Source organism: Gemmatimonadota bacterium (assembly GCA_016704275.1).
In the GTDB taxonomy this organism is placed as follows: domain Bacteria; phylum Gemmatimonadota; class Gemmatimonadetes; order Gemmatimonadales; family GWC2-71-9; genus Palsa-1233.
Window position 1 is genome coordinate 718,917 of sequence record JADJAK010000001.1, and the last position, 23,765, is coordinate 742,681.

At 69.3% G+C, this 23,765-nt stretch carries 22 protein-coding genes and 1 pseudogene; 16 read left to right on the forward strand and 7 right to left on the reverse strand.

Features of this window, described 5'->3' with window-relative positions:
• Together IPG05_03455 and IPG05_03460 are read right to left on the reverse strand one after the other, a co-directional pair.
• Positions 1-396: a prepilin-type N-terminal cleavage/methylation domain-containing protein gene (locus IPG05_03455; protein ID MBK6494148.1), complete on the reverse strand. Its 396-nt coding sequence runs from the start codon at positions 394-396 to the stop codon at positions 1-3.
• Positions 393-902, reverse strand: coding sequence for a type II secretion system protein (locus IPG05_03460; protein MBK6494149.1), 510 nt, complete (start codon positions 900-902; stop codon positions 393-395). The genes IPG05_03455 and IPG05_03460 overlap by 4 nt, the downstream gene beginning before the upstream one ends.
• A gap of 191 nt (positions 903-1,093) precedes the next feature.
• Between IPG05_03460 and IPG05_03465 the strand changes: the two are divergent.
• The 8 genes and pseudogenes from IPG05_03465 to priA all read left to right on the forward strand — a co-directional run bounded on the left by IPG05_03465 (position 1,094) and on the right by priA (position 9,274).
• Positions 1,094-2,406 (forward strand): annotated as a pseudogene (locus tag IPG05_03465) (glycine--tRNA ligase).
• Between the two features lie 2 nt (positions 2,407-2,408).
• Positions 2,409-3,686, forward strand: coding sequence for a cystathionine gamma-synthase family protein (locus tag IPG05_03470; protein MBK6494150.1), 1,278 nt, complete (start codon positions 2,409-2,411; stop codon positions 3,684-3,686).
• A 30-nt stretch (positions 3,687-3,716) separates the two neighbouring features.
• On the forward strand, positions 3,717-4,400 hold the full coding sequence (locus IPG05_03475) for a metallopeptidase family protein (GenBank protein MBK6494151.1): 684 nt from the start codon (positions 3,717-3,719) through the stop codon (positions 4,398-4,400).
• Positions 4,400-4,669 carry a hypothetical protein gene (locus tag IPG05_03480; protein MBK6494152.1) on the forward strand — a complete coding sequence of 90 codons (270 nt, stop codon included), beginning with the start codon at positions 4,400-4,402 and terminating at the stop codon, positions 4,667-4,669. The genes IPG05_03475 and IPG05_03480 overlap by 1 nt, the downstream gene beginning before the upstream one ends.
• Complete coding sequence (locus IPG05_03485) at positions 4,666-4,929, forward strand: hypothetical protein (protein MBK6494153.1); 264 nt, start codon at positions 4,666-4,668, stop codon at positions 4,927-4,929. The genes IPG05_03480 and IPG05_03485 overlap by 4 nt, the downstream gene beginning before the upstream one ends.
• 14 nt (positions 4,930-4,943) lie before the next feature.
• Positions 4,944-5,831, forward strand: coding sequence for a histone deacetylase (locus tag IPG05_03490; protein ID MBK6494154.1), 888 nt, complete (start codon positions 4,944-4,946; stop codon positions 5,829-5,831).
• A gap of 9 nt (positions 5,832-5,840) precedes the next feature.
• The gene (locus IPG05_03495) at positions 5,841-6,860 is read left to right on the forward strand and encodes a dipeptide epimerase (GenBank protein MBK6494155.1); all 1,020 of its coding nucleotides are present in this window, start codon (positions 5,841-5,843) and stop codon (positions 6,858-6,860) included.
• Positions 6,857-9,274, forward strand: coding sequence for a primosomal protein N' (gene priA / locus IPG05_03500; protein MBK6494156.1), 2,418 nt, complete (start codon positions 6,857-6,859; stop codon positions 9,272-9,274). The genes IPG05_03495 and priA overlap by 4 nt, the downstream gene beginning before the upstream one ends.
• 97 nt (positions 9,275-9,371) lie before the next feature.
• Here the strand turns inward: priA and IPG05_03505 are convergent, their stop codons facing one another.
• Positions 9,372-11,417 (reverse strand): TonB-dependent receptor, encoded by a 2,046-nt coding sequence (locus tag IPG05_03505; protein MBK6494157.1) that lies wholly within the window; start codon positions 11,415-11,417, stop codon positions 9,372-9,374.
• Positions 11,418-11,490: 73 nt separating this feature from the next.
• Here IPG05_03505 and IPG05_03510 point away from each other — a divergent pair, with 73 nt between their 5' ends.
• Genes IPG05_03510 through IPG05_03525 form a run of 4 tightly spaced genes read left to right on the forward strand, consistent with a single transcriptional unit; the run spans position 11,491 to position 14,240 of the window.
• On the forward strand, positions 11,491-12,570 hold the full coding sequence (locus tag IPG05_03510) for a hypothetical protein (GenBank protein ID MBK6494158.1): 1,080 nt from the start codon (positions 11,491-11,493) through the stop codon (positions 12,568-12,570).
• Complete coding sequence (locus IPG05_03515) at positions 12,555-13,037, forward strand: hypothetical protein (protein ID MBK6494159.1); 483 nt, start codon at positions 12,555-12,557, stop codon at positions 13,035-13,037. The genes IPG05_03510 and IPG05_03515 overlap by 16 nt, the downstream gene beginning before the upstream one ends.
• Entirely contained in the window at positions 13,024-13,518 is a 495-nt protein-coding gene (locus tag IPG05_03520; protein MBK6494160.1) for a transcriptional repressor, read from the forward strand. Before IPG05_03515 ends, IPG05_03520 begins: the two co-directional genes overlap by 14 nt.
• A complete protein-coding gene (locus tag IPG05_03525) occupies positions 13,515-14,240 on the forward strand; it encodes a cytochrome c biogenesis protein CcdA (GenBank protein MBK6494161.1) in 726 nt (241 codons plus the stop codon). The genes IPG05_03520 and IPG05_03525 overlap by 4 nt, the downstream gene beginning before the upstream one ends.
• A gap of 3 nt (positions 14,241-14,243) precedes the next feature.
• Here IPG05_03525 and IPG05_03530 read toward each other — a convergent pair whose 3' ends face one another.
• On the reverse strand, positions 14,244-15,989 hold the full coding sequence (locus tag IPG05_03530; protein MBK6494162.1) for an ABC transporter ATP-binding protein: 1,746 nt from the start codon (positions 15,987-15,989) through the stop codon (positions 14,244-14,246).
• 340 nt (positions 15,990-16,329) lie between these two features.
• Between IPG05_03530 and IPG05_03535 the strand changes: the two genes are divergently transcribed.
• Complete coding sequence (locus IPG05_03535) at positions 16,330-16,836, forward strand: hypothetical protein (protein MBK6494163.1); 507 nt, start codon at positions 16,330-16,332, stop codon at positions 16,834-16,836.
• 6 nt (positions 16,837-16,842) lie between these two features.
• Here IPG05_03535 and ggt read toward each other — a convergent pair whose 3' ends face one another.
• Entirely contained in the window at positions 16,843-18,342 is a 1,500-nt protein-coding gene (ggt, locus tag IPG05_03540) for a gamma-glutamyltransferase (protein MBK6494164.1), read from the reverse strand.
• Positions 18,343-18,668: 326 nt separating this feature from the next.
• Here ggt and murQ point away from each other — a divergent pair, with 326 nt between their 5' ends.
• Positions 18,669-19,589 (forward strand): N-acetylmuramic acid 6-phosphate etherase, encoded by a 921-nt coding sequence (gene murQ / locus IPG05_03545; GenBank protein ID MBK6494165.1) that lies wholly within the window; start codon positions 18,669-18,671, stop codon positions 19,587-19,589.
• A complete protein-coding gene (locus IPG05_03550; GenBank protein MBK6494166.1) occupies positions 19,586-20,695 on the forward strand; it encodes an anhydro-N-acetylmuramic acid kinase in 1,110 nt (369 codons plus the stop codon). Before murQ ends, IPG05_03550 begins: the two co-directional genes overlap by 4 nt.
• A 9-nt stretch (positions 20,696-20,704) precedes the next feature.
• On the opposite strand, the gene IPG05_03555 is transcribed toward IPG05_03550, so the two are convergent.
• Both IPG05_03555 and IPG05_03560 read right to left on the reverse strand, forming a co-directional pair.
• The gene (locus IPG05_03555) at positions 20,705-21,043 is read right to left on the reverse strand and encodes a hypothetical protein (GenBank protein ID MBK6494167.1); all 339 of its coding nucleotides are present in this window, start codon (positions 21,041-21,043) and stop codon (positions 20,705-20,707) included.
• The gene (locus tag IPG05_03560) at positions 20,973-21,707 is read right to left on the reverse strand and encodes a serine/threonine-protein phosphatase (protein ID MBK6494168.1); all 735 of its coding nucleotides are present in this window, start codon (positions 21,705-21,707) and stop codon (positions 20,973-20,975) included. Before IPG05_03560 ends, IPG05_03555 begins: the two co-directional genes overlap by 71 nt.
• Before the next feature lie 134 nt (positions 21,708-21,841).
• Between IPG05_03560 and IPG05_03565 the strand changes: the two genes are divergently transcribed.
• Positions 21,842-23,764 (forward strand): N-acetylmuramoyl-L-alanine amidase, encoded by a 1,923-nt coding sequence (locus tag IPG05_03565; protein ID MBK6494169.1) that lies wholly within the window; start codon positions 21,842-21,844, stop codon positions 23,762-23,764.
• The last annotated feature ends 1 nt before the right edge of the window (position 23,765 follow it).

Sequence of the window (23,765 nt, forward strand, 5' to 3'; positions counted from 1 at the left end):
TCAGGGGCTCGCGATGACGGCGGTGACGGCGACGGTGTCTTTCAGGCCCGGGTCGATCACCCGGACGGTCACCGTGGTGCGGTCCCGGGCAGGGGACCCGGACTGGTCGCGGACGATCGTGGTGATCCGGCGCATCCGCGGAAAGCCGGAGAAGCCGGTGGTATCGGCGCCGGACCCGCTGGCGTAGAGGGTCGCGAGCCGGGTATACCGGGGGTCGGCTCGGACGAGCTCCAGTCGGTCCTGGGCGACCCCGGCCGACACGACGCGGATCGACGATCCGGTCATTCCCTTGGTGAATTCGGTCGAAAATCGGGCGAAGGTGGTGGTGATCAGGACTAGGATCACCACCGCCAGCAGGACCTCGACCAGGGTGAAACCGCGTCGGTCGTGGTTCAATTGGCCCTCCGCCAGGTGCCGGTGCTCAGGGAGTACAGGGTGGGCCGCCCGGTGGCCCGGACGACCGAGATCGCTCGGCAACGCTTGCAGGATGCGTCAGGCAGTGCCGAGGTGAGATAGATCGTACCCCCCCGGGAGGCGGAGCCGTCGCGTCGGAAGACGATGGTGGCAATCTCGGTCGGGTCCGAGGGACCCGGGACGTCGGCTGACGTCCCCTTGGTCAGCCGGCCCGGCTCGTCCAGGACCACGGTCCGGACCCGTTCCCCGGTTCCGACGGCGCCATTGTTGTCCACGTCCTCGTGAATCTGGATCCGCTGGGGGTCGACCACCACGAACCGGACATTGGCCTGCAGGGTGACGGCAAGTCGCTGCGCCTTGCTCACTTCCGTGATCACTTCGCGGGCGATGGCATCGGTCCGATAGCGCTGCCAATCGAGCCGGGAGGCGGCGATCCCCGAGAGAATACCGATCATCACGATGACGATCAGGAGCTCGATAAGGGTCACGCCATGGCGCCCCCACCGGGCCACCGGGCCCGAGGGAGGGAGTCGACGTTTCATGATGCATCGAGCAATGATGGCCAATTGTCCTGCCTCTGGATGGAGCCGACTGCCGGGAGCCGTTACCTTCCCGCTCGCGAACACGGGCTACCCTCCTCCACTTCTGCTAGTTTCGGACCATGGCTGATCTGACTTTAATGGACAAGCTGGTCTCCCTGGCCAAGCGCCGGGGCTTCGTCTTCCAATCCTCGGAAGTCTACGGCGGGCTGGGCTCGGTCTGGGACTACGGCCCGCTCGGCGTGGAGCTGAAGCGTAACGTCAAGGACCGCTGGTGGCGTTCCCTGGTGCACGCCCGGGACGACATCGAGGGGCTCGATGCCGCCATCCTGATGCACCCCAAGGTCTGGGAGGCCTCCGGCCATGTGGCCGGCTTCACCGACCCGATGGTCGATTGCCGGACCTGCAAGGGCCGGTTTCGGGCCGACAAGCTGGCCGACGCCCGCTGCCCCCAGAAGCCGAGCAAGGTCCCCGGGGAGCACACGGCGTGCGACCTGACCGAGCCCCGGCTCTTCAACCTCATGTTCAAGACGTTCATGGGGCCGGTGGAGGACACGGCGGCGGTGGTCTACCTCCGGCCGGAGACGGCTCAGGGAATCTACGTCAACTACCTGAACGTCCTGAACAGTTCGCGGCAGAAGATCCCGTTCGGGATTGCCCAGGTCGGCAAGGCGTTCCGCAACGAGATCACGCCCGGGAATTTCATCTTCCGGACCCGCGAGTTCGAGCAGATGGAGATGCAGTTCTTCGTCCGGCCCGGCAGCGACATGGAGTGGTTCGAGCAGTGGCGTGCCATCCGCATGCAGTGGCATCACGACCTCGGCCTCACGCCGAGCAAGCTGCGTTGGCACGAGCATGGCCGGGGGAGCTCGCCCACTATGCCAAGGCGGCCTACGACATCGAGTACGAGTTTCCCTTTGGCTGGCAGGAAATCGAGGGCATCCACAATCGTGGCAATTTCGATCTCGGGCGGCACCAGGAGCACTCCGGCAAGAAGCTCGAGTACTTCGATCCGCAGGCGAATGAGCGCTTCCTCCCGTACATCGTCGAAACCTCGGCGGGCGCCGACCGCGTCACGCTGACGGTGATGGCCGATGCCTATCGCGAGGAAGAGGTCGAGGGTGAAGTGCGCGTGGTGCTCGGCTTCCACCCGCGCATTGCGCCGATCAAGGCCGCCGTGCTGCCGTTGACCAAGAAGGATGGACTGCCGGAGGTCGCCGACGCGCTCTACCACGATGTCAAGCGTCGCTTCCCTTCGTTCTACGATGATGGTGGTGCGATCGGTCGGCGCTATCGGCGTCAGGATGAGGTCGGCACGCCGTGGTGCTTCACGATCGACCACGACACCCTGACGGACCGCACCGTGACCGTGCGTCACCGTGACTCGATGCAGCAGGAGCGTATCGGCCTCGACCAGGTGGTTGCCTGGGTGGCCGCCAAGCTGGAGGAGTAACCATGGCGAAACACGCGGCACATCGGGCCATCGGGGCGCATCGATTGCGCCCCGAGAGCCTGATGATGGGGTATGGCTACGATCCGACGCTGTCCGAGGGTGCCATCAAGTGCCCGATCTTCCAGACGTCGACATTTGTCTTCGAGAGCGCCGAGGCCGGCAAGGCCTTCTTCGAGGTGGCGTACGGGCTGCGTGAGGCGAGCCCCGGCGAGGTGCCGGGGCTCATCTATTCCCGGCTGAACAATCCGGACCTCGAGGTGCTCGAGGATCGCCTCTGCCTCTGGGACGAGGCCGAGAGCTGTGCGGTCTTCAGCAGCGGGATGGCGGCGACGACGACCGCGCTGATGGCCTACCTCCGCCCCGGTGACGTCGTGATCTACAGTGCGCCGATCTACGGCGGGTCGGATCACTTCCTCCACCACGTGCTGCCGACCTGGGGCGTGACGGCCATCGCCCTGCCTGCGGGTGAGCCGGCCGCTGCGCACGAATCACGGCTGCGCGAGGAGCTGGCCGGCCGGCCGCTCGGCGCCGTCCTGCTCGAGACGCCGGCGAATCCGACCAACGGGCTGATCGACATCGCCGCGGTGGTCGCGATGACCCGGCGGCTCGAGACCCCGGGTCGCCATGCCCCGGTGCTCGTCGACAACACCTTCCTCGGCCCGCTCTGGCAGCAGCCGCTGCGCCACGGCGCCGACATCGTCCTCTACTCGGCCACGAAGTTCATTGGGGGCCACAGCGACGTGATTGCGGGGGCCGCCCTCGGCAGCAAGGCGATGATGGCGCCGGTGCGCGGTCTGCGCACGTTCCTCGGATCGATGCTGTCGCCGATGGATGGCTGGCTCCTGATGCGCTCGCTCGAGACGCTCAAGATGCGAATGACGGCCGCGATGAAGAACGCGCGGCATGTGGCCCGGTTCCTCAAGTCCCATCCGAAGGTTGCCGCATTGCACTACCTCGGTGAGATGAGCGCCGACCATCCGATGCTCGACGTCTATGAGCGTCAGTGCACCGGCCCCGGGTCGTTGATCGCCTTCGAGGTGCGTGGCGGCGAGGCTGCCGCGTTTCGTGTCCTCAACGCGATGCAGCTCGCGAAGTTGGCCGTCTCGCTGGGGGGCACCGAGTCGTTGGTGGAGCACCCAGCCTCGATGACGCATGCCGATGTCTCCAAGGCGGATCAGGCGCGCTATGGCATCACCCCGGGGCTGATCCGGCTCTCGGTCGGTGTCGAGCACTACGAGGACCTGATCGCCGACCTGGCGCAGGCCCTCGACCATGCCTGAGCGGTCGTGATACTCGCGGAGTTCGAGCGGATGATCCGCCGGATGAGTGCCGAGGTGCCGAGTGAGTACTTCGATGGCGTCACCGAGGTGGTGGTGTCGCCGCGGGCGGTGCCGCATCCGACGCGCGCCGAGATCTACACCCTGGGCGAGTGCATCCCGCTGCCGCTTGAGCAGGAGGCCCCCGAGGCGGTCCAGAGCCGGGTCGTGCTCTATCACGGCTCTTTCCTGGCGCTGGCCCAACTCGACGCGACCTTCGATTGGGAGCAGGAGGGGTGGGAGACGCTGACGCACGAGCTGCGGCACCACGTCGAATGGCGCGCCCGGGGCGATGACCTCGAAGCGCTCGACCGCGCGGCCGAAGCCAACTATGCGCGCCAGGACGGTGACCCGTTCGATCCCCTCTTCTTCCTGGATGGCGACGCGCCGGTGGCGGATGTCTACCAGGTCGAGGACGACTGGTTTCTTGACCTGGTGGTGCGGCAGGTGCCATCGGCGGTACGCTTCAATTGGCACGGCAAGCGCTATGTGGCCGAAGTGCCGCCGCAGACGTCACTGCCCGCCTATCTTCTGGTGGATGGCGTGGATGAGCCGCCCCCCGGCGACTTGATCCTCGTGCTGCGGGTGAAGCCCCGGTTGTTCGACCTCTTTCGTTCCCGTCCCCTGCATCAGGGTGCGGTGCAGGCGGTCTCCGACACGCGCGATGAGGTGCCCTGATGGTATTCAACGTGACGACCTCGCTCGACCCCGGCGCCGTGATCACCAGCGCCAAGCGCTTCTTTGCCGAACGGGTGCCGCATCACGCGGCATTTCCGGAGAAGGAAGGCGACAGCTGGTTGGTGCTGCGCGGACAGGGCGGCGAGGAGATCGCGCTCGCGACCTCGGTGGTGGATGGGTCGACCCGCGTGCGTGCCAGCACGCTGCTCTTTGATCACGCAGTGGATCGATTCCTGAGCACCCTGCCTCCCGCCGCGGAGCCGACATGACCGCCGCCGAGTTGCCGATTCGGGTGATGGTGCACGAGGTCTGGGACGACATCCCACTCGTGGTGACGCCGACCACCACGGTGCGCGAGATCAAGCAGCGCGCACTGGCGGCTGCCCGTGTCGTCGAGTCCGCTGACGCCTTCCTCGTCAAGTTTCGCGGGGCGGAGTTGGCCGATGAAGCGCAAACGGTTGCCCAGAGCGGCATGCCGGCCGGTGCGCCGCTGATCGTGTTGCGCCGGTCGCGCCGCCCAGTCCACTGAACGGGACGGACACGATGCTTGTCGTGACGGCAGCGGCGTGCCTGACGCACGACCCTGGCAGCGGCATGCCGGAACAGCCGGCGCGTCTGCGCACGGTGTTGCAGCGACTCGCCACGGCGGGTGTCCCCGTCGCCGATGCCGCACCATCGCCGCCCGAGTGGTTGGCCACGCTCCACGATCCCGCCTATCTCCAGGACCTCGAGGCGATGAGCCGCCGTGGCACCGGGGACTATGGCCCGGATTGCCCCGTCGGGCCGGCGACCTGGCGTGCCACGCTGGCGGCGGCTGGGGCCGCCCGCGCCGCGCTCGCCCACGCCCTCGACGGACAGGGGAACGCCTTCGCGGCCATCCGCCCGCCGGGGCACCACGCCCTGCGGCATGGCGCGATGGGCTTCTGCTACGCCAACCACATCGCCTTGCTCGCCACCGAGGCTCGACGCGCCGGTCGCGATCGGGTGCTGATCGTCGACTGGGATGTGCACCACGGCAATGGCACGCAGGCCCTCGTCGAGCATGACCCGACGATCCGCTTCATCTCGATGCATCAATCGCCGTGGTGGCCTGGGTCCGGTGCCGCCGACGAACGCGGCGTGGGCAACATCTTCAACGTGCCGATGCCACCGCAGCTCGCCGCCGCACGCTACGTCGAGGCGCTGTGGGATGCGGTGACGGTGGCCACCGCCGAATGGCGACCCGACGTGGTGCTGGTGTCCGCCGGCTACGACGGGATGGACGGCGATCCGCTGGGCGGCTTCACCCTGGAGCCGCCCCATTTTGCCGACTGGGTGGGGCGGCTCCGCACCGCTTTCCCCTCGGCCCCGATCGTGGCCTTGATGGAAGGCGGCTACCTCCCGGCGCGACTCGCCAACGGGGTGCTGGCGACCGTCGAGGCGCTCGCCTAAGCTTCCCCCATGACCCTTCGCCTCAGCACCGAGCTGCTCGCCCTCCGCACCCGCCATCCGTTCATCATCGCACGCGGCGGCCAGAGCGACTATCGCACCGTGATGGTCAAGATCACCGACGACGACGGCGTCGAGGGGTGGGGCGAGGCCGCGGCGACGCGCTTCTACGGCGAGACGCTGGAGACGGTGCAGGCGGCGCTCGCGACCTACGGCACGCTCCTCGGTGATGACCCGCACCAGCTCGACGCGATCGAGCGGCGGCTCGAGCTCACCTTGCGGCGGAACGCGGCTGCGCGCGTGGCGATCTCCGCCGCGCTGCACGACCTCGTCGGGAAGCGTCTCGGCGTCCCGCTCTGGCGCTACTGGGGGCTCGACCGCGCCGCGGCCCCGCGGTCGACCTTCACCATCGGGATGGACACGCCGGAGATGATTCGCCTGAAGGTTGGCGAGGCGGCCGAGTATCCGATCCTCAAGATCAAGCTGGGCGGCCCCGACGATCTCACGCTGTTGCGCACGATTCGCGACGCGACGGACAAGGAGCTGCGCGTCGATGCCAACTGCGGCTGGACCGCCGTGCACACCGTCCGGATGTTGCCGGTGCTGGAAGAGTTCGGCGTCACGGTGCTGGAGCAGCCGGTTGCGCCCGATGACCTCGATGGCCTCGCGCACATCCACCGACACGCGCGGATTCCGCTGATCGCCGACGAGAGCTGCGTCACGTCGGGGGACATCGCGCGGCTGGTCGGTCGGGTGGACGGCATCAACATCAAGCTCGCCAAGTGCGGCTCGTTGCGTGAGGCGTTGCGGATGATCGCCATTGCCCGCACGCACCAGATGACCGTCATGGTCGGCTGCATGATCGAGTCGTCGCTCGGTATCACGGCCGCGGCACACTTCACGCCGCTGGTCGACATCGTCGATCTCGATGGTGCCGCGCTGCTCTCGCAGGATCCCTTCGTCGGGGCCGGCATCGCCGGCGGGCAGGTCACGCTGCCGGATGCCCCCGGGTTGGGCGTGACACGACGATGACCGACCGGTACGCGCAGGTCGCCCTGCCGCTGCCACTCGCCGAACCGTATCGCTACCGGATCCCGGCCACCCTCGCCGATCGCGCGCTCCCCGGGGCGCGCGTCGTCGTTCCGGTCCGCCGAGAGGAGCTGATCGGCATCGTCACGGCGGTCGATGTCGCGCCACCGCCCACGGCGGCACGCGACATCCTCGCCGCGCCGGATGACGAGGTGGCCCTGCCGGCGCCGCTCCTCGCCCTGGCCGCGCGCGCGGCGCGCTACTACGGCGCGCCGCCCGGGCTGATGCTGCGCGCCATGCTGCCGGCCGCCCTCTGGGGGCAATCGACGGTGATGCTGCACCTCGAGGCCGCCGCACGCGCCGTGGTCGGCGGGACGGCGGGCGATCTGGTGGAGTGGCTGCAGCGGCGCGGCGGGAGCGGCACCATCCAGGCCGCCAGTCGCGCCCTCAAGAAGCCGCTCTGGGAGGCCGCCGACCGGCTCCAGCGTGTCGGAGCGCTCTCGCTGGAGGTGGTGCCACCGAACACCGATGGTGCCGCCGCGACGACCCGCACGGCCGCGATCGTTGGCGAGGTCCTCCCGCTGCTGGCGCGCGATCAGCACTTTGCCCGGAAGCCGGCGCAGCGAAAGCTCTACGAGGTGCTCGAGGGTCGCGGCGGGCGAATGGCGGTGCGCGCATTGCTTGAAGCGGCAGGCGCCACCATCGGCCCGCTGCAGCAATTGGCGGCGTCGGGTGTGATCGTCCTGCTCGATGACGAGACCTCGCGCGACCCCTTTGCCGACCTCCCGTCGAGCCCGCCACCACCGCATCTCACCGCCGATCAGACCCGCGCCCTCGCGACGCTCCGGCAGATTGCGCCCGGCGAGACCTCGCTGCTCTTCGGGGTGACGGGTTCAGGCAAGACCCTCGTCTATCTCGAGCGCATCCGCGAACTGCTCGCCGAGAATCGCGGGGCGATCGTCCTGGTGCCGGAGATCGCGCTCACGCCACAGACGGTCGCGCGACTCCGCGGCGCCTTCGGTGATGACGTCGCGGTGCTGCACAGTGGCCTCAGCGATGGCGAACGCGCCGACGCGTGGCGGGCGCTCCGTCGTGGCGAGCGACGCGTCGCCGTCGGCGCGCGGTCGGCAATCTTCGCCCCGGTGCGCAACCTCGGCCTGATCGTGATCGACGAGGAGCACGAGTCCAGCTACAAGAACGGCGAGACGCCCCGCTACCACGCGCGCGAAATCGCCGCCTGGCGCGCCCGCCTCGAAGGCGCTGCCATCATCCTCGGATCGGCCACGCCCGCACCCGAGAGCTGGGCGCGTCTCGCACCGGATCATGTCGTGCGGCTCCCGGCGCGCATCGGCGAACGGCCGATGCCGCCGGTCCAGTTGGTGGATCTGCGCACCACGCCGATGGTGGCGCATCCCACGGGCGTCCCGTGGAGCACCGTCCTCGACGATGCAGTGACGGCCGCGTTGGCGAAGCAGGAACAGGTGCTCCTGCTGCTCAATCGCCGCGGCTGGGCGGCCTTCGTGCAGTGCACCGCCTGCGGCGAAGTAGTGCAGTGCCCGAATTGCAGCATCTCGCTGACCGTGCACCGCAACCCCGACGAACTCCGCTGCCACTATTGCGACTACCGCACGCCGATTCCCGGTGCCTGCCCCGCCTGCCAGGGGACCACGACCAGGCACCTCGGTGCCGGCACGCAGCAGGTGGAGCGCCTGGTCGCGGAGCGCTTCCCGACGGCACGCGTCGCCCGGATGGACCTCGACACCACGGCGAGCAAGTGGGGCCATCATCGCATTCTGGAGCGCGTCGGGACGGGCGACGTCGACGTGCTCATCGGCACCCAGATGATCGCCAAGGGGATCGACTTCCCGAACGTGACGCTGGTCGGCGTGGTCGACGCCGACACCGCGCTGCACCTCCCCGATTTCCGGTCGGCCGAGCGCACGTTCCAGCTGATTGCGCAGGTGGCCGGGCGCGCGGGCCGCGGTCCGAAGGGTGGCCGGGTCCTGGTCCAGACGCGGCAGCCGGAACACCCGGCGCTCGGCTTCGCGGCCCAGCACGACGCGGAGGGGTTCCTCACGGCGGAGCTCGAAGGGCGCCGCTCGCCGCCGTATCCGCCGACGACCTCGCTGGTGCGGATCGTCGCGAGTGGCGAGGACGGCGGCGCCGTGGCCGAGCGGATCACCGCGCTGGCGCGCTGGTGTGACGCGTTGATCACGCGACTCGACCTGCCTCTGACACTGCTGGGGCCGGCTCCCTGTCCGATCGAACGGATCACCAATCGCTGGCGGCATCACCTGCTGCTCAAGGGCGACGCCGCCGTGCTCGGCGGGGTGGTTCGGGCGCTTGCGCCGAAACTTGGCGCGATGCGCGGCGATGTTCGGCTGGCGCTGGATCGGGATCCGGTGTCGTTGTTGTAGAGTCGTTGGTCGTCGGTAGTCGGTAGATGTCGTAGGTCGTAGGTCGTAAGTCTGGTCACTGGTCACTGGTCACTGGTCACTCGCTACCCCTCACCACCTAGAGGCGGAAGCTCGCGCCACCACTGATGAAGCGGCCGGCGGCCGGCTCGAAGACTCGCCCAAAGGTGCCGTTCACCGTCACCGATCCGATCACCCGTCGATTGAAGAGGTTCTGCACCGAGACGAACGGCGCGAGCGCGTGCCGGCCCCGGGGGATCCACCGGAGACGGAGGCCGGTGATGCCGGCGCCCCACCCTGCGGCCTCGAGCGTGTTGGCGTCATCGGCGTGCTGCGCACTGGCGAAGGCGTGGTCGGCGTCGAGCGCAAGGCGACCGATCGCCCCACGGATGCCGAGCCGCGCGACGGTGCGCGGAATCCCTGCGACGCGGCGGCCGGCAAGCTGGACACCGTTCACGACATAGTCGCGGAAGGTGGCATCGGTCACCGTGACGGTTGCCAGCGCCACGATGCCGGGGTGGAGCGTTGCCTGCGCCGCGGCTTCAACGCCGCGCGTGCGCGTGCGACCCGCGTTGGTGTAGTACGAGCGGCCGCCGATCTCCTGGAACGGCGTGATCGCATCGCGCGTCGAGGTGTTCCAGGCGGCCGCTTCGATCTGGCCGAACGCCACCGGACTGCGAAGTCCGACTTCGAGTGAGACGCTGCGCTGCGGATCGAGCACCCGATTGAGGCCGGTGCGGCCGTCGGGCTGGTTGGCGAGCTCCGTCGTGGTGGGGGTCTCGAACGCGGTCGACACCGAGGCCCAGCTCGTTGCCGGACCCATGGCGCGCGTGATCGAGGCGCTCCCGCTGACCGCGGCCATGGTGCGCTGCCCGCTGCCGCTGCCGAGTGCATCCGTGACATCGAATGAGGTGTTGTCCCATCGCATCCCGCTTCGCACCTGCCACGCGCCACGGACGATGGTTGCCTGCGCGAACAGGCCGACCTCGCCCACGGTCTCGCGTTGGTCCAGCAGCAGCGGGCCAAATGGCGTTCCCTGACGATGACGACGATTGGTGCGATCATCGCGACTCGATTGCAGATCGATCCCAGCGGTGAGGTGGTGCACTCCCAGACGCCGGGTGGTGCTCGCCCGCAGGCCGGTGCCGAGCCGGTCGAGGCCGACCCAGAGTCCCTCGTCGGCGGGGTTCGGTGCCGGGGCTGGTGCCGCCAGCGGATTCACCAGCGCGCGGGTGAGCAACCAGAGTCGCACCTCGGTCGTCCATTCACCACGCGCGTCGTCGAGCCCGAGCGAGAACTGCTTCTGGCGCACCGCCTTGCCGGCATTCCGCAGCAGGTTGTTTGGCGCGCTCACCGATGGCGTGGCCGCGGACTCGGTGGCCGTGAGCGCGCCCGGGTTGTCGGCGAACGGATCGTTGGCCCAGGCCGCCCGCGCAATGATGGTTGTCGACGGGCGCCACTGGTAGGCAAGCGCATACTGTGCGCGACGCTGTTCGGTCGCGGAGTGATCGCGGTAGCCGTCGTTCTTCGTGAGGGAACTCTGGACGGTCACTCTGGCGCGCCCGATGGCGAGAGAGCCATGACTCTCCAAGCGGCTGCCCTGATCATCGAGGCGTTCGATCCCGATGTGGATTCTCGGGGTCGAGTCCCTGTCCGTTCGCGACATGAACGCGATCACCCCGCCGGCGGCGTTGCCATAGAGCGACGATGCCGCCCCACGCAGCACTTCGACCCGTTCGATGCCGCCGAGGTCGAGGTTCGTCAGTTGGCTCTGTCCGTCGGGGAGGGTCTGCGGGATGCCATCGACGAGGATCTTGATGCCGCGCACGCCGAAGGCGGCGCGTGCCCCGAAGCCGCGGATGATGAGCCGCTGGTCGACCGACGGATTCCCTCGGCTCGCGGCGATCACGCCAGGGACGAAGGCGAGGGCCTCGTCGAGCCCTCCAGCGAGCCTCCCCCGGCGGAGTGCCAGGGAGTCGACCACCGTCACCGACGCGCCCAGGCGGGCCAGCGAGTCCGGGGCGCGGGTCACGCTCACGCGGATCGGGGGGAGTGCGGTCGCGGAATCGGGCCGCTGCGCCGTCAGGGGGAGAGCGTGACCAATGGCGATCAAGAGCGCGGCGGAGAGGCAGGGGCGGGGGTCCATGGCCGAAACGTGCCTTGCTCCGGCCGGGGCGGCAACGGCGCGGCAGCGGGGAGGGGCCCTTATCTTTGAGCCAATGCCTTGGTTCCCCGATCTCGACGTCCCGCCCTTCGCGGACGCGCCGGTGGCGACGTTCCGCCCGGCGCCCGCCGACGGCGTGGTGCCTGACGGCTTCTTCTCGACGTCGAACCTGCCGACCTACGTCCGACTGACCTCCGGATGGGCCGCCCCGACGCGTCCGCGGATGGATTGTGTCCTGGTCCTGCGCGGCGGAGTCGTGGAAACGGTCGAGCCGCGTCGCGTGCTGGCTGGCGAACCGGTGGTGGTCGGCCTCGACGAGCAGGGCGCCGATGGGGTGGTGGTGTACGCCGAGGGGTTTCTCCGCGGCGCGCGGCGAGGGAACGAGTTCTCCTTCATGAGCACCGAGGTCTCCCGCGAGCGACCGGTCAACTACGAGGACCTCGCCGCCCAGTTGATCGCGCAGCGTGCCCGCGGCGGCTATCTCGTCTGGGTCGCCGGGCCGGCGCTGGTGCACTCGCGCGCGCGCGCGGACTTCGCCTGGTTCGTCGAGCAGGGCTTCGTGCAGGCGATGCTGGCCGGCAACGCCGTCGCCGTCCACGACATGGAAGCCGCGATCTACGGTACCACCCTCGGCATGGACCACGAGGGCCGCCCCACCGCCGGCGGGCACGGGCTCCACATGCGCGCGATCAACGCCGTGCGGGCCGCCGGATCGATCGAGGCTGCGGTCGCCTCGGGGTTGGTGTCCGACGGGATCATGCACACGCTGGTGACCCGCGGGGTTCCTTACGTGCTGGCCGGGTCGATCCGCGACGATGGGCCGCTCCCCGGCGTCTTCACCGACGCGACCGCCGCGCAGGATGCCATGCGTGAACATGCCGTGCGCGCCACGGGCGCGGTGTTCATCGCCACCGCCCTGCATGCGATTGCCGTCGGCAACATGCTGCCGTCGTTCCACACACAGAACCCGGAAGAGCGGCCAGAACCGCTGATGACGATCTGCGTTGACCAGACGGAGTTCGTCGTGAACAAGTTGAAGGACCGCGGGACGCATCAGGCGTTCGGCGTCGTCACCAATGCCCAGGACTTCCTCACCGTGCTTCGCACCTACGTTGAACGATGCTTGCCAGTCTGACGCCGCGTGGTCCGGGCGAAGGCCCGCACTGGGAGCGCCTCGCGCTCTGGCTCCAGGACCAGATCCCGACGGCCGACGTCGATGGCGTCTGGGTCTTCCGCGTCCTCCGGCGTGACCTCGCCGAGTACGGGACGGCGGTGATCTCGCGGATCGACGGCGATCGTCGGCGCATCTACACCGCGCGGTATACTGCGCTGATCAAGGGGAAGAAGCGCGGCGGTTTTGAGGCGGTGATGGACGAGGTCGGCAGTGGTCCGCTCGAGGCGTTGCACGAGTTGCTGGCCCTCGTCCCGGTGCGTGCCGACGACGAGGAGCCGCCGGTCCCGATCGAGGTGTCGCTCTGGTTCCCGCCGGTCGTGGTGCAGGAGGAGTTGCCGCTCGAGAGCGTGGCCGAGGAGGCCGTCGAAGCCGACGACACCGACGACGCCGAGCTCGCCGCCGCCGACATCGGTGATGGCGACGACTGACGCGGAGGCGGGTCGCGACCTCGGCGAGCGCTTCCGGCGCTGGCTCCGGGAGCGCCATTTGCCGGTGACCCGCCAGCGCGACCTCGTCGCGCTGGCGGTCTTCACGGGCGGGCGCCACCTCTCGGTTGACGCGATCGAGCGACAGCTCCGGGACCAGGGCCACAAGATCGGCCTCGCCACCATCTACCGTTCGCTCGAGGTATTGGTGGAGAGCGGACTGGTACGGCAGCTCGACTTCGGAGAGGGCTTCAAGCGCTGGGAGGCGAAGCGGCAGGGGTCACCCCACGGTCACCTCGTCTGCGCACGATGCAGCGTCGTCACCGAATTCTCGACCGATCGTTTCGAGCGCATCCTGCCGCTCGTTGCCGACGAACACGGGTTCCTCCTGCAGCGGCACCGCGTGGAGATCCACGGGCTCTGTCGCGCATGCCGTGACGCCGAAGTCGGTGTGCTCGCGCGCGCCGGGCGGCAGGGCGGATGACCGAGGGCGCCTTCGGGCCGTTGGTCGCCTTCACTGGCGGCCTCCTCTCCTTCCTGTCACCGTGCGTCTTGCCCTTGGTGCCGAGCTACCTCGGCTTCCTCACCGGGATGACGCTCGACGAGATGACCGATCGTCGCCACCATGCGGTGCTGCACGCGATTCTCTTCGTCTCCGGCTTCACCCTGGTCTTCGTCCTGCTCGGCGCAGGCGCGACCGCCCTCGGCGCGGCGCTGGCGTACAACAAGCTGCGCCTCGCGCGGATCGGCGGGGTGCTGATCATCGCCTTCGGGTTGTACATGATGGGGGCGGTCAAGATCAACGCCTTCGACCGAGACCAACGGGTCCACCTCGACCGGAAGCCGATCGGCTACCTCGGCTCGGTGCTGGTGGGGATGGCGTTCGCCGCGGGATGGACGCCCTGCATCGGGCCGATCCTCGGCGCGATTCTCGGCATGGCAGGCACCAGTGGCGACGTGACCCACGGGGTGCTGCTGCTGCTGGCCTACTCGGCGGGGCTCGCGGTGCCCTTTCTGGTGGCCGCGTTCGCCGTCGATTCGTTCCGCGCCTGGTTCACGCGCTTCCGCCGCTGGATGCCGTGGCTCCAGCGCTTCAGCGGGCTCGTCATGGTGGTGGTGGGGATCCTGCTGGTCACGGGGGAATTCACGCGCCTCGCCGGAATGCTGAGCGCCATGACGCCGGACTGGCTGGCGCGACGGTTGTAGCCGCTACGCCAGGCTCTCCTCGAGCTCCTGCCGGCTCAGCAACGCCACATAGCGCCCGCCCCTCGCCAGCAACGCCTGATGCGTGCCGCGCTCCGCGATCGTCGCGTCGTCGAGCACGATGATTTCATCGGCGTCGCGAACCGCGGAGAAGCGGTGCGAGATGATCAGGCAGGTGCGCCCCACCATCGCGCCGCGCAGTGCCGCGAGAATGTCCTCTTCCGTCTGCGCATCCACGGCACTCAGCGCATCATCGAGCACCAGCACGGGCGGCTGCCGCACCAGCGCCCGAGCAATCGCCGCGCGCTGCCGCTGACCACCGGAGAGGTTGATGCCGCGCTCGCCGAGCATCGTGTCCCACCCCTGCGGCAAGTCGGGGAGTGCCTGATCGAGGCGAGCGACGCGCGCGGCGTCGTCGAGTCGGCCATCATCAGGGGAGCCGAGCAGCACATTCTCGCGCAGCGTATCGGAGAAGAGGAACGTCTCCTGCGGCACCATGCCGACGGCCGCGCGGAGATCGGCCAGCCCCAGCGTCCGAATGTCGACCCCGTCGAGGAGAATGCGGCCCTGGTCGGGGTCGTACGTCCGCACCACCAGTTCGGCGATGGTCGTCTTGCCGCTGCCCGTGGCGCCGACGATGCCGAGCACCTTGCCGGCCTCCACGGTGAAGGAGACGTCCCGCAGGACCCAATCCCGTTCGGCGCCGGGGTAGCGGAACCACACCCCCTCAAAAGCCAGGCGGCGTGCGCCCTCCACCGCGGGGAGGGCCGCCGGGTGTGCTGGGTCGATGATGTCGGGCGTCTCCTCCAACAGTGCCTGCACACGGTCCGAGGCGGCATCACCGCGTTGGAGTAGCGAGATTGCCCACCCGAGGGCGATCATCGGCCAGACGAGCGTGGCGAGGTAGACTCCGAACGCCACGAAGCCGCCAATGGTCATGGCGCCGGTGAGGACCAGTCGGCCGCCGAAGATCATGGCGATGACGGCGCCGAGCCCGCCGAGGAAGGTCAGCAGCGGATGGAAGATCCCCTGACCGCGGGCGAGGGCGAGATTGCTGGCCACGTAGCCGCGATCGAGCCCGTGGAAGAGGGCGGTCTCGGCCGATTCCTGCGCGTAGGCGCGGACAATGCGGACGCCGGCCAGATGCTCCTGCACGAACGAGGAGATGTCGCCGAACTGGTTCTGCACCGCGAGCGCTCGACGATGGACTTCGCCGCCGATGATGACCATCACGAGCGGCAGGCCGAGCGTCGGGAGCAGGGCCCAGAGCGTGAGGGACGGAGAGAGGGCCAGCATCATCGGCACGATCATGATGGTGCGTACGGTGGTGTCGACGAGGTACATGATGGCCGGGCCGGCGACCATGCGCAGGGCGAGCAGGTCGTTCGTGGCACGGGCCATCAGGTCGCCGACCGGGAAGCGCTGGTGGAACGGCGCGGAGAGCCCCATCAGTCGGCGGAAGAGGTCGTTGCGCAGGTCGGTTTCGACCTCGCGGGACGCCCCATTGAGTCGGTGTCGCATGCCGAAGCGCAGGACGCCGCTGGCCAACGCCAAAGCGGCGACCCAGAGGGCGGCGGTGGCGACACCCCTGGCAGCGCCAGGGCCAGCGGTCGCCAGAATGTCGATTCCGCGCTGGAGATAGCGCGGACCGAGGGTAGCGAAGAAATTGGATGCCAGCAGGGAAAGGAAGCCGACCCAGTAGGCTGCCGCATGACGGCGGAGATAGGGCAGGAGTCGGCGTAGCGCGCGCATCGGGGAAAGGTATCCCCGATCCGATCACGGATCACCCAGGAGTCTCGAATGAACGACCGCCGGATTGTCCTTGCCACTGTCCTTGCCTTGGCCCTCGCGGCCTGCGGCGAAAAGACCGCCGACGGTGGAAATGCCCTCGGCACTGATTCCCTGGTGCCGATTGCCGATGCACCGGCCCTTGACACCAGCAAGCCGGCTCCGCCGCCGGAGACGGTCTTCGTGAAGACGCCGCCGCCGCCGCGGGCGACCGCCACTCGGCCGGTCACGACCCGTCCGAGCCCGGCGCCGGTATCGCCCGCCCCGGCTCCGACCGTCCAGGAACACCGCCACCGTGACGCTGGTGAGCGGCACCACGCTCTCGACGGTGACGCTCGACTCGATCCACTCGGAGTACACGCGCGTTGGCGACCCGATCCGCGTCCGCGTCAGCAGTGACGTGAGCAGCTCGACCGGCCGGGTGATCATCCCCGCCGGTTCGGTGATCACGCTGGCCGTCACGGCGATCGGTCAGGCCAACAACCGCGGCGAGAAGGGGACGTTGTCGCTCGCCGGTCGGTCGGTGGAGATCAACGGGCAGAGCTACCCGATCACCGCGGCTGCGACCGACTACGAGTATGAAATGAAGGCTCGTGGTGTCGGCGCGACGGACGTGGCACGCACCGGCGCCGGTGCGGCGGCCGGCGCGATCATCGGCCGCGTCATCGGCGGCAAGACGGGCACCATCGTCGGCGCCGTCGGCGGTGGTGCGGCGGGTGCCGCGGTGGCCGCCAAGTCGGCCAACCGCGACATCATCGTGCACGCCGGCAAGGCGATGACCATCACCCTGCGCGACGACTTCGCGAAGTAACGACCGCTAGTACCCCGAGGGGCCCCCGCCAAGGCGGGGGTCACTCACCCCCTGCCAGCCGCCCTTGATGCGGGCGATCGCCTGCACATCCCCCATCCCACCACTGTTCTGAACCGTGTGGCCCATCGCCTTGAGCCAGGCGATCGCCGCCGGCGCAAAGCCGCCCGGCCCTTCCATCCGCATCTGGTCCGGGAGTCCCTGTTCGTGCATCCGCGGCGCTTCGACCGCGTCTCGCAGTGACATCCCGTGGTCGATCACGTTGCTGATGACGTGGTAGACCTGGGTGATGATCGTCGGACCGCCGGGCGTCCCCACGACCAGTCGCAGCGCGCCTGACGGATCGACGACAATGCTCGGCGTCATCGCCGAGAGCATCCGCTTGCCGGGCTTGATCGCGTTGACCTCGCCCTGCACCAGGCCATACATGTTGGCCGTGCCCGGGGCGGCCGCGAAGTCATCCATTTCGTCGTTCAGGAGGAATCCCGCGCCGGCGACGGTGACGTGCGAGCCGTACGAATTGTTCAGCGTCGTGGTGGTCGAGACGACGTTGCCGTCAGCGTCGGCCACCGAGTAGTGCGTGGTGCTGTTGCCGTCGCGCAGGCGGCTGTCGAAGGCCGGCGTCGGGGTGTGCCTCGCAAGGTTGATCCGACTCCGCAGGGTGGCCGCATGCTCCTTCGAGAGGAGCCTCGCCATCGGCACCGATTCGAAGTCCGTGTCGGCGAGGAGCGAGTTCCGCTCGGTGAACGCCGCCCGCATCGCTTCCGATTCGCGATGCAATAGCGAGACGGATCCGAACGCCGGCATCTTGCCCCACCCTTCGAGGATGTTGAGCATCATGGCGAGGGTGGTCCCACCCGACGAGGCGGGCGGCATCGAATAGATCGTCCAGCCGCGATAGTTGATGGCAATCGGGGTCCGCCACTTCGGCTGATAGGCCGCAAGGTCGGCGTGGGAGATGATGCCGCCGCCGCGCGCCATCTCGGCCACGATGGCATCGGCAACCCACCCCTTGTAGAAGCCGTCGCGGCCGCGGGCGCTGATCGCTGCCAGCGTCTTGGCGAGTTCCGGCTGCTTGAACAGCGTCCCCGGCATCGGCTCCTTGCCGTTGATGACGAACTGTGCCGCCGAGGCGGGATACTCCTTCAGCCGGGCGACGTGACCGCGCAATGATCGAGACCGCGACGAGTCGATCAGGAAGCCGTCGCGCGCGAGGGCAATCGCCGGCGCGATCAACCGCTTGAGTGGCAGCTTGCCGTACTTCCGGTGTGCCTCCAGCATCCCGGCGACCGAGCCCGGCACGCCGGAGGCGAGATGGCCGTACACGCTCTTGTCCGTCAACTTGCCGTTGGCATCGAGGTACATGTCGCGGGACGCCTTGCCGGGCGCCGTCTCCCGGTAGTCGAGCGAGGCCACGGTGCCATCCTTGAGACGGATCATCATGAAGCCGCCGCCGCCGATGTTGCCCGCTTCGGGGTGGGTCACCGCGAGGGCGAATCCGACGGCCACCGCAGCGTCGACGGCATTGCCGCCGGCGCATGATGTCGCGGCCGACGTCGCTCGCGATCGGACTGCCCGAGGCGGCCATCGCGGAGGGTGCCTCGAGGACCCGGGCCTTGCCGGTGTAGCGGAAGCCGGCGGGCAGGGTCGTGGCCTGCTGGGCGGCGAGAGCGGCGAACGGCAGCAGGAGGGCCAGCGCGGCGGAACGCCAGGCACGGCGCGTCGATCGGATCACGGCTTCCTCGGGGATCGGGCGATTGGCGGAGTTGTAGCCCTTTCGGGCCAGTCGTAACTTAAAGCGCCGCACCTGCCCTCGCACCCATGCCGGTTGCCCCATGACCTCCCCGCTGCGCAGCACCGAGCGTCGCAACCCCCGCTCGACCGACCTCGACCTGCTCGAGCCGTCGGCGCTGGTCGCGCTCTTCGTCGCCGAGGAGGCCCGCATCCCCGTCGCGATCGAGGCCGCGCAGGCGTCGATCGCCGCCGCCATGACGCTGATCGAGGCCGCCTTCCGCCGTGGTGGCCGCCTGACCTACGTCGGCGCCGGTACCTCCGGACGGCTTGGCGTGCTCGACGCCTCGGAATGCCCACCGACCTTCGGCACGCCGCCGGCGATGGTGCAGGGCATCATCGCCGGCGGCCCGGATGCGCTGGTGCGTTCCGTCGAGGGGGCTGAGGATGATCCGGCGGCCGGGGCGGCCGCCGTCGACGCGCGCGCCGTCGGCGCAGACGATGTCGTCGTCGGCATCGCAGCGAGCGGCACCACGCCGTTCGTCCACGGGGCGCTGCAACGCGCCGCCGCGCGCGGCGCGCGCACCGTCTTCTTCAGCTGCGCCGAGCCGCCCGCCGCGATGGTGGGCCTGGTTGATGTCGTCATCCACGTCGATGTCGGCCCGGAACTGGTCACGGGGTCGACCCGGCTCAAGGCCGGCACCGCCACCAAGCTGGTGCTGAACATGCTCACGACCGGCGCGATGGTCCGGATCGGCAAGACGTGGGGCAACCTGATGGTCGACGTGCAGGTGACCAACGCGAAGCTCGAGGATCGCGGCGAGCGTATCGTGATGGAGGCGACCGGTGCACCACGTGCGGCGGCGCGCACGGCGATTCGTGCTGCAGGCGGGCGCGTCCGCACCGCGATCGTGATGCTGCACGAGGGCATCGATGCCGTGGCGGCCGAAGCACGACTCGTCGCCGTCGATCGCCGGTTGCGCGCCATCGTTGGCGATCCGCCACCGATCGCGGAGCCGGCATGACGCAGGCGCCGATGCTGCTGGTCGGACTGATGTCGGGGACGTCGCTCGATGGCGTCGATGCGGCCTTGGTGAAGATCGCCGGTCCGACACGCGTTGATCTCCTCGGCTTCGTGCATCGTGCCTACTCGTCAGCAGAGCGTGCGCAGATCGAGGGAGTCCTCGCCGGGGCGTCGATCGCCGAGACGGCGCACCTGCATGTTGCCTTGGCCGAGTGGGCCGCCGAGGCCATCGACACCCTGCTCGAGTCAACGCACACCCGCGCTGACGCCCTCGCGGCCATCACCTTCCCCGGCCAGACCATGTGGCATGAGCCGCCGCGCGTCACGCTGCAGCTCGGCGAGCCCGCCGTGCTGGCGGAACGGTTCGGCGTGCGCATCGTCTCGAACCTGCGGGCCCGCGACGTGGCGGCCGGAGGCCAGGGCGCGCCGCTGGTCCCAATGGTCGATGCACTGCTGTTCGGCGCGGCAGACCACGCTCGCGTGCTGCTCAACATCGGTGGCATGGCGAACGTGACCTGGGTGCCGCCCCATGGCGGGCTCGACGGTGTCGTGGGGGCCGATACCGGACCGGGGATGGCGATCATCGACGAACTGGCGCGCCGCACGGTGCCTGGGTTGCCCTTCGACACCGACGGGGCGGTGGCGCGATCGGGCCGCGTGCAGGAGGATCTGCTGGCGGAGTTGCTGGCCGATCCCTTCTTTGCCGCGCCGCCGCCGCGCAGTACCGGGCGGGAACGCTTCGGCCGCGACTACGCCGCGGCGATCGCGGCGCGCTGTCCGGGACCCGACGGCGTGCGGACCGCGGTCGCGTTGACGGTTGAGGGGATTGCTCGATTCGCGACCGACTTCCTGCCCCCGTTCACGGAACTGCTGGTGGCGGGTGGTGGCAGTCGGCATCCGGTGGTCATGGAGGAGTTGGCCCAACGGTTCGCCACGCGCGGCGTGACGGTCGGCACGTTCGACGAATTGTTCTTTGCGGCCGAGGCGAAGGAGGCGGTGGCGTTTGCGATGCTGGGATGGTTGACGCTGCACGGACAGCCGGGGAATCTGCCGGCGGTCACTGGCGCGGCCGGGCCGCGGGTGCTCGGGTGCATCACCCCGCCGTGAGGCGGGGCGTCAGCTGAGGAGAAGGGCGATCGCCAGAACGGCCATGGCGACGGCGATCGCCACCAACGTCAGGCCGGTGGGTGATCCGCTCCGTGGCGCGGGCGTTGGCACGACCGCGGGGCGCGGCGGGGCAGGGAAGGCGGCCGTCGGCTGCAGGCCGGGGCGCTCGTCGGTGGTGAGGAACTCGTGGTAGCCCGGCTCGATGTCGCTCGCCGACGGCAGGCCGTCGCCGTCGAAGCGCACCGCCACCACGGTGATGTTGTCCGGGCCGCCCCGTTCATTGGCGAGGGCGACCAGGCGCGAGCAGAGCCGCTCGATGTTCTGCTCCTTGGCGAACCGCTTCGGCAATCTCGTCGCGGCGGACGACGGTCGAGAGCCCATCGCTGCAGATGATCAGCACGTCGCCCTGTTGCAGCGACTGCCACGAGAGGTCCACCCGCACGTCGGAGTCGGGGCCGAGGGCCTGCAGGATGATGTTGCGCCGCTCGCTCGCCTCGGCTTCTTCCTCGGTGAGTTCGCCGACCTCGACGAGGCGCTGGGTCAGCGATTGATCGCGGGTCAGCTGGCGGGCGATGTCGCCGCGGACGAGATACCCCCGCGAGTCACCGATCTGCGCGATGTACAGCCGGTCGCCGTGTACGCCGGCCACCGTGGCCGTCGTCCCCATGCCGCGGACCTCGTGATGCTCGCCGGCGTAGGCATGGAGGATTTCGTTCGCGCGTTCGACCGCCTGCACCAGGTGATGCGCGAAGCGGTCCTCGGAGTGGTCGGCGTCTTCGCGCCACGCGCTGGCCATGTGCTCGTGGATGGCCACGGCGGCCATCTCGCTGGCGATCTCGCCGGCGGCGGCGCCACCCATGCCATCGGCGACCAGGTAGAGCGCGCCACGCTCGCCGACGGTGTGCGCTTCCGGACGCGATTCACGGATCGGCTCGCCGGTCGCCAGGTCCGCCACGAGGAAGGTGTCCTCGTTGTGGTCCCGCGTACGGCCCCGATCCGTGACAGCGTACAAGGAAGCGCGAACGTTCGACGTAGGCATGGCTCCAGTTCTGATGAGCGCGTGATCCGGCTGGTGGAAGATAGGGCGCTCCCCCAAAGCACGTCAACGCGAAACTCTGCTAAGTGACGGTCCGAATGTGTTTTACGATGATGCTCCGAGCCCTTCCCCTGCTGGGACTCGTCCTGGCGGCCCGCCTCGAGGCCCAGCGTCCGTTGCCACCGATCCCCGCTGTCCACGGGGAATTGCGGCTCGATGTCCGCTATCCCAAAGCAGGAAGCGTGCTCGATATCGCCGACTCGACGTTTCTCATGGGAAACGTCGGTGATGGCGCCGCAACCCTGACCGTGAACGGCCTGGCGGTCCCCGTGGCCCCCAACGGCGCATGGCTCGCCTGGATCGCCGTCCCCCAGGATTCCGCCGTGGTGATCCGCCTCGAGGCGCGACTCGGGAGTCGAGTGGTACGGAGCGAGCTGCCCCTCCGCCGCGCCGGGTGGGTGCGCCGCACCGGCGCGTGGGTGGTGCCCGGCTCGAACCAACCGCGATCCCAATTCTGGCTCCCCGTCGATGAGGCGCTCACCCTCAGGGTGCGCGCGGCGCCGGGGGCGTCGGTGCGCCTGCTGCTGCCTGACGGCCGTGCGCTGCCATTCGCCGCCGCCGCAGTGGCCGACCCACCCGCGGCGAGTGTCCTCGCCTTCGAGCGGGACGAGCGTCGACTCGACCGCAGTTCGATCGCGACCACCTACCTCGCGCGACTCGATGGCGAGACCGCGTCGGGCAGCGACGACTGGCTGCGTGTCGCCATGCCGCCAGCCGGCGCCATCCCGCAACTCGAAGTCGTGGTGGGGGCCGATACAACCCGACTCCCCTGGCCGCTGACCGTGCGTCGTCAGGGGGTGCGTCCGGCCGTCGTCCGGCTGGATGAGCCGGCCAGGCTAGGTGCCGAGCGCGATGGCGTCGTCATTGGCCGCAATCTCCCTGGCGGGACCTACCACTGGTTCTTTCCGGTTGGCACCGTCGCCACGGCGGAAGCGCGTCAGGATGACCTGGTTCGGTTGCGGCTTGCCTCGGGTGCCACCGCGTGGGTGCCGATCGCCGAGGTGGCGCCGCAACGCGGGATGGCGCTGCCCGGCCTCGCCGTCATGGGGTCGTTGACGCTGTCCGCTACGCCGAGCGGCGCACGGCTCCGCATTCCCCTGAGCGCGCCGGTCGCGCATCAGGTGCGTGCCACCCCGGCTGGTCTCACCATCACCCTCTTCGGCGTCGCGGGCGACGCCGACTGGACGCGGTACCCGGTGACCGGGCGATTCGTGCGGTGGCTTGGCTGGCATCAGGTGGCGACGGATCGGGTCGAGATGGAGTTGTCGTTCGCCCAGCCGCTCTGGGGATGGCGCGTGCGCGTCGATCGTGGCGATCTGCTCTTCGAGTTCCGGCAGCCGCCGACGGTCGATCGCGTCAATCCACTGAAGGGCCGGCGCATCGTGCTCGACCCGGGGCATCCACCCGTGGGCGCCTGTGGCCCGACTGGGCTCTGCGAGCCGGAGGCAACGCTGGCGGTGGCACGCATCGCCGCGGACCGACTCCGCGCACTGGGGGCCGTCGTCTCCCTGACGCGGCGGGACGCCGGGCCAGTGGAACTCTGGCAGCGCGTCGCCATCGCCGACTCCCTCGATGCCGACGTGCTGGTGTCGATTCATCTCAACGCGCTGCCCGACGGGATCAACCCCTTCACCAACAACGGCAGCAGCACTTTCTTCCAGCATCCGCAATCGATCGAGCTCGCCCAGGCCATTCAGGAGGAGCTCGTGCGTCGGCTCGGACTGCGCAACCTCGGCGTCGCGCGCGGCGACCTCGCGATGGTCCGCCCGACGTGGTACCCAGCGGTACTCGCCGAGGGGTTGTTCCTCATGATCCCGCTGCAGGAGGCCGCGATGCGGACGGCTGAGGGTCAGCAACGGTACGCCGACGCGATCGTCGCCGGACTGCGTACCTTTCTGGGCCACGCCACACTGTCCACGAACGACCCGGCCAGGCGTCCCCAATCCGCAGCCTCCCCCAACCGCCCCGAGTGAC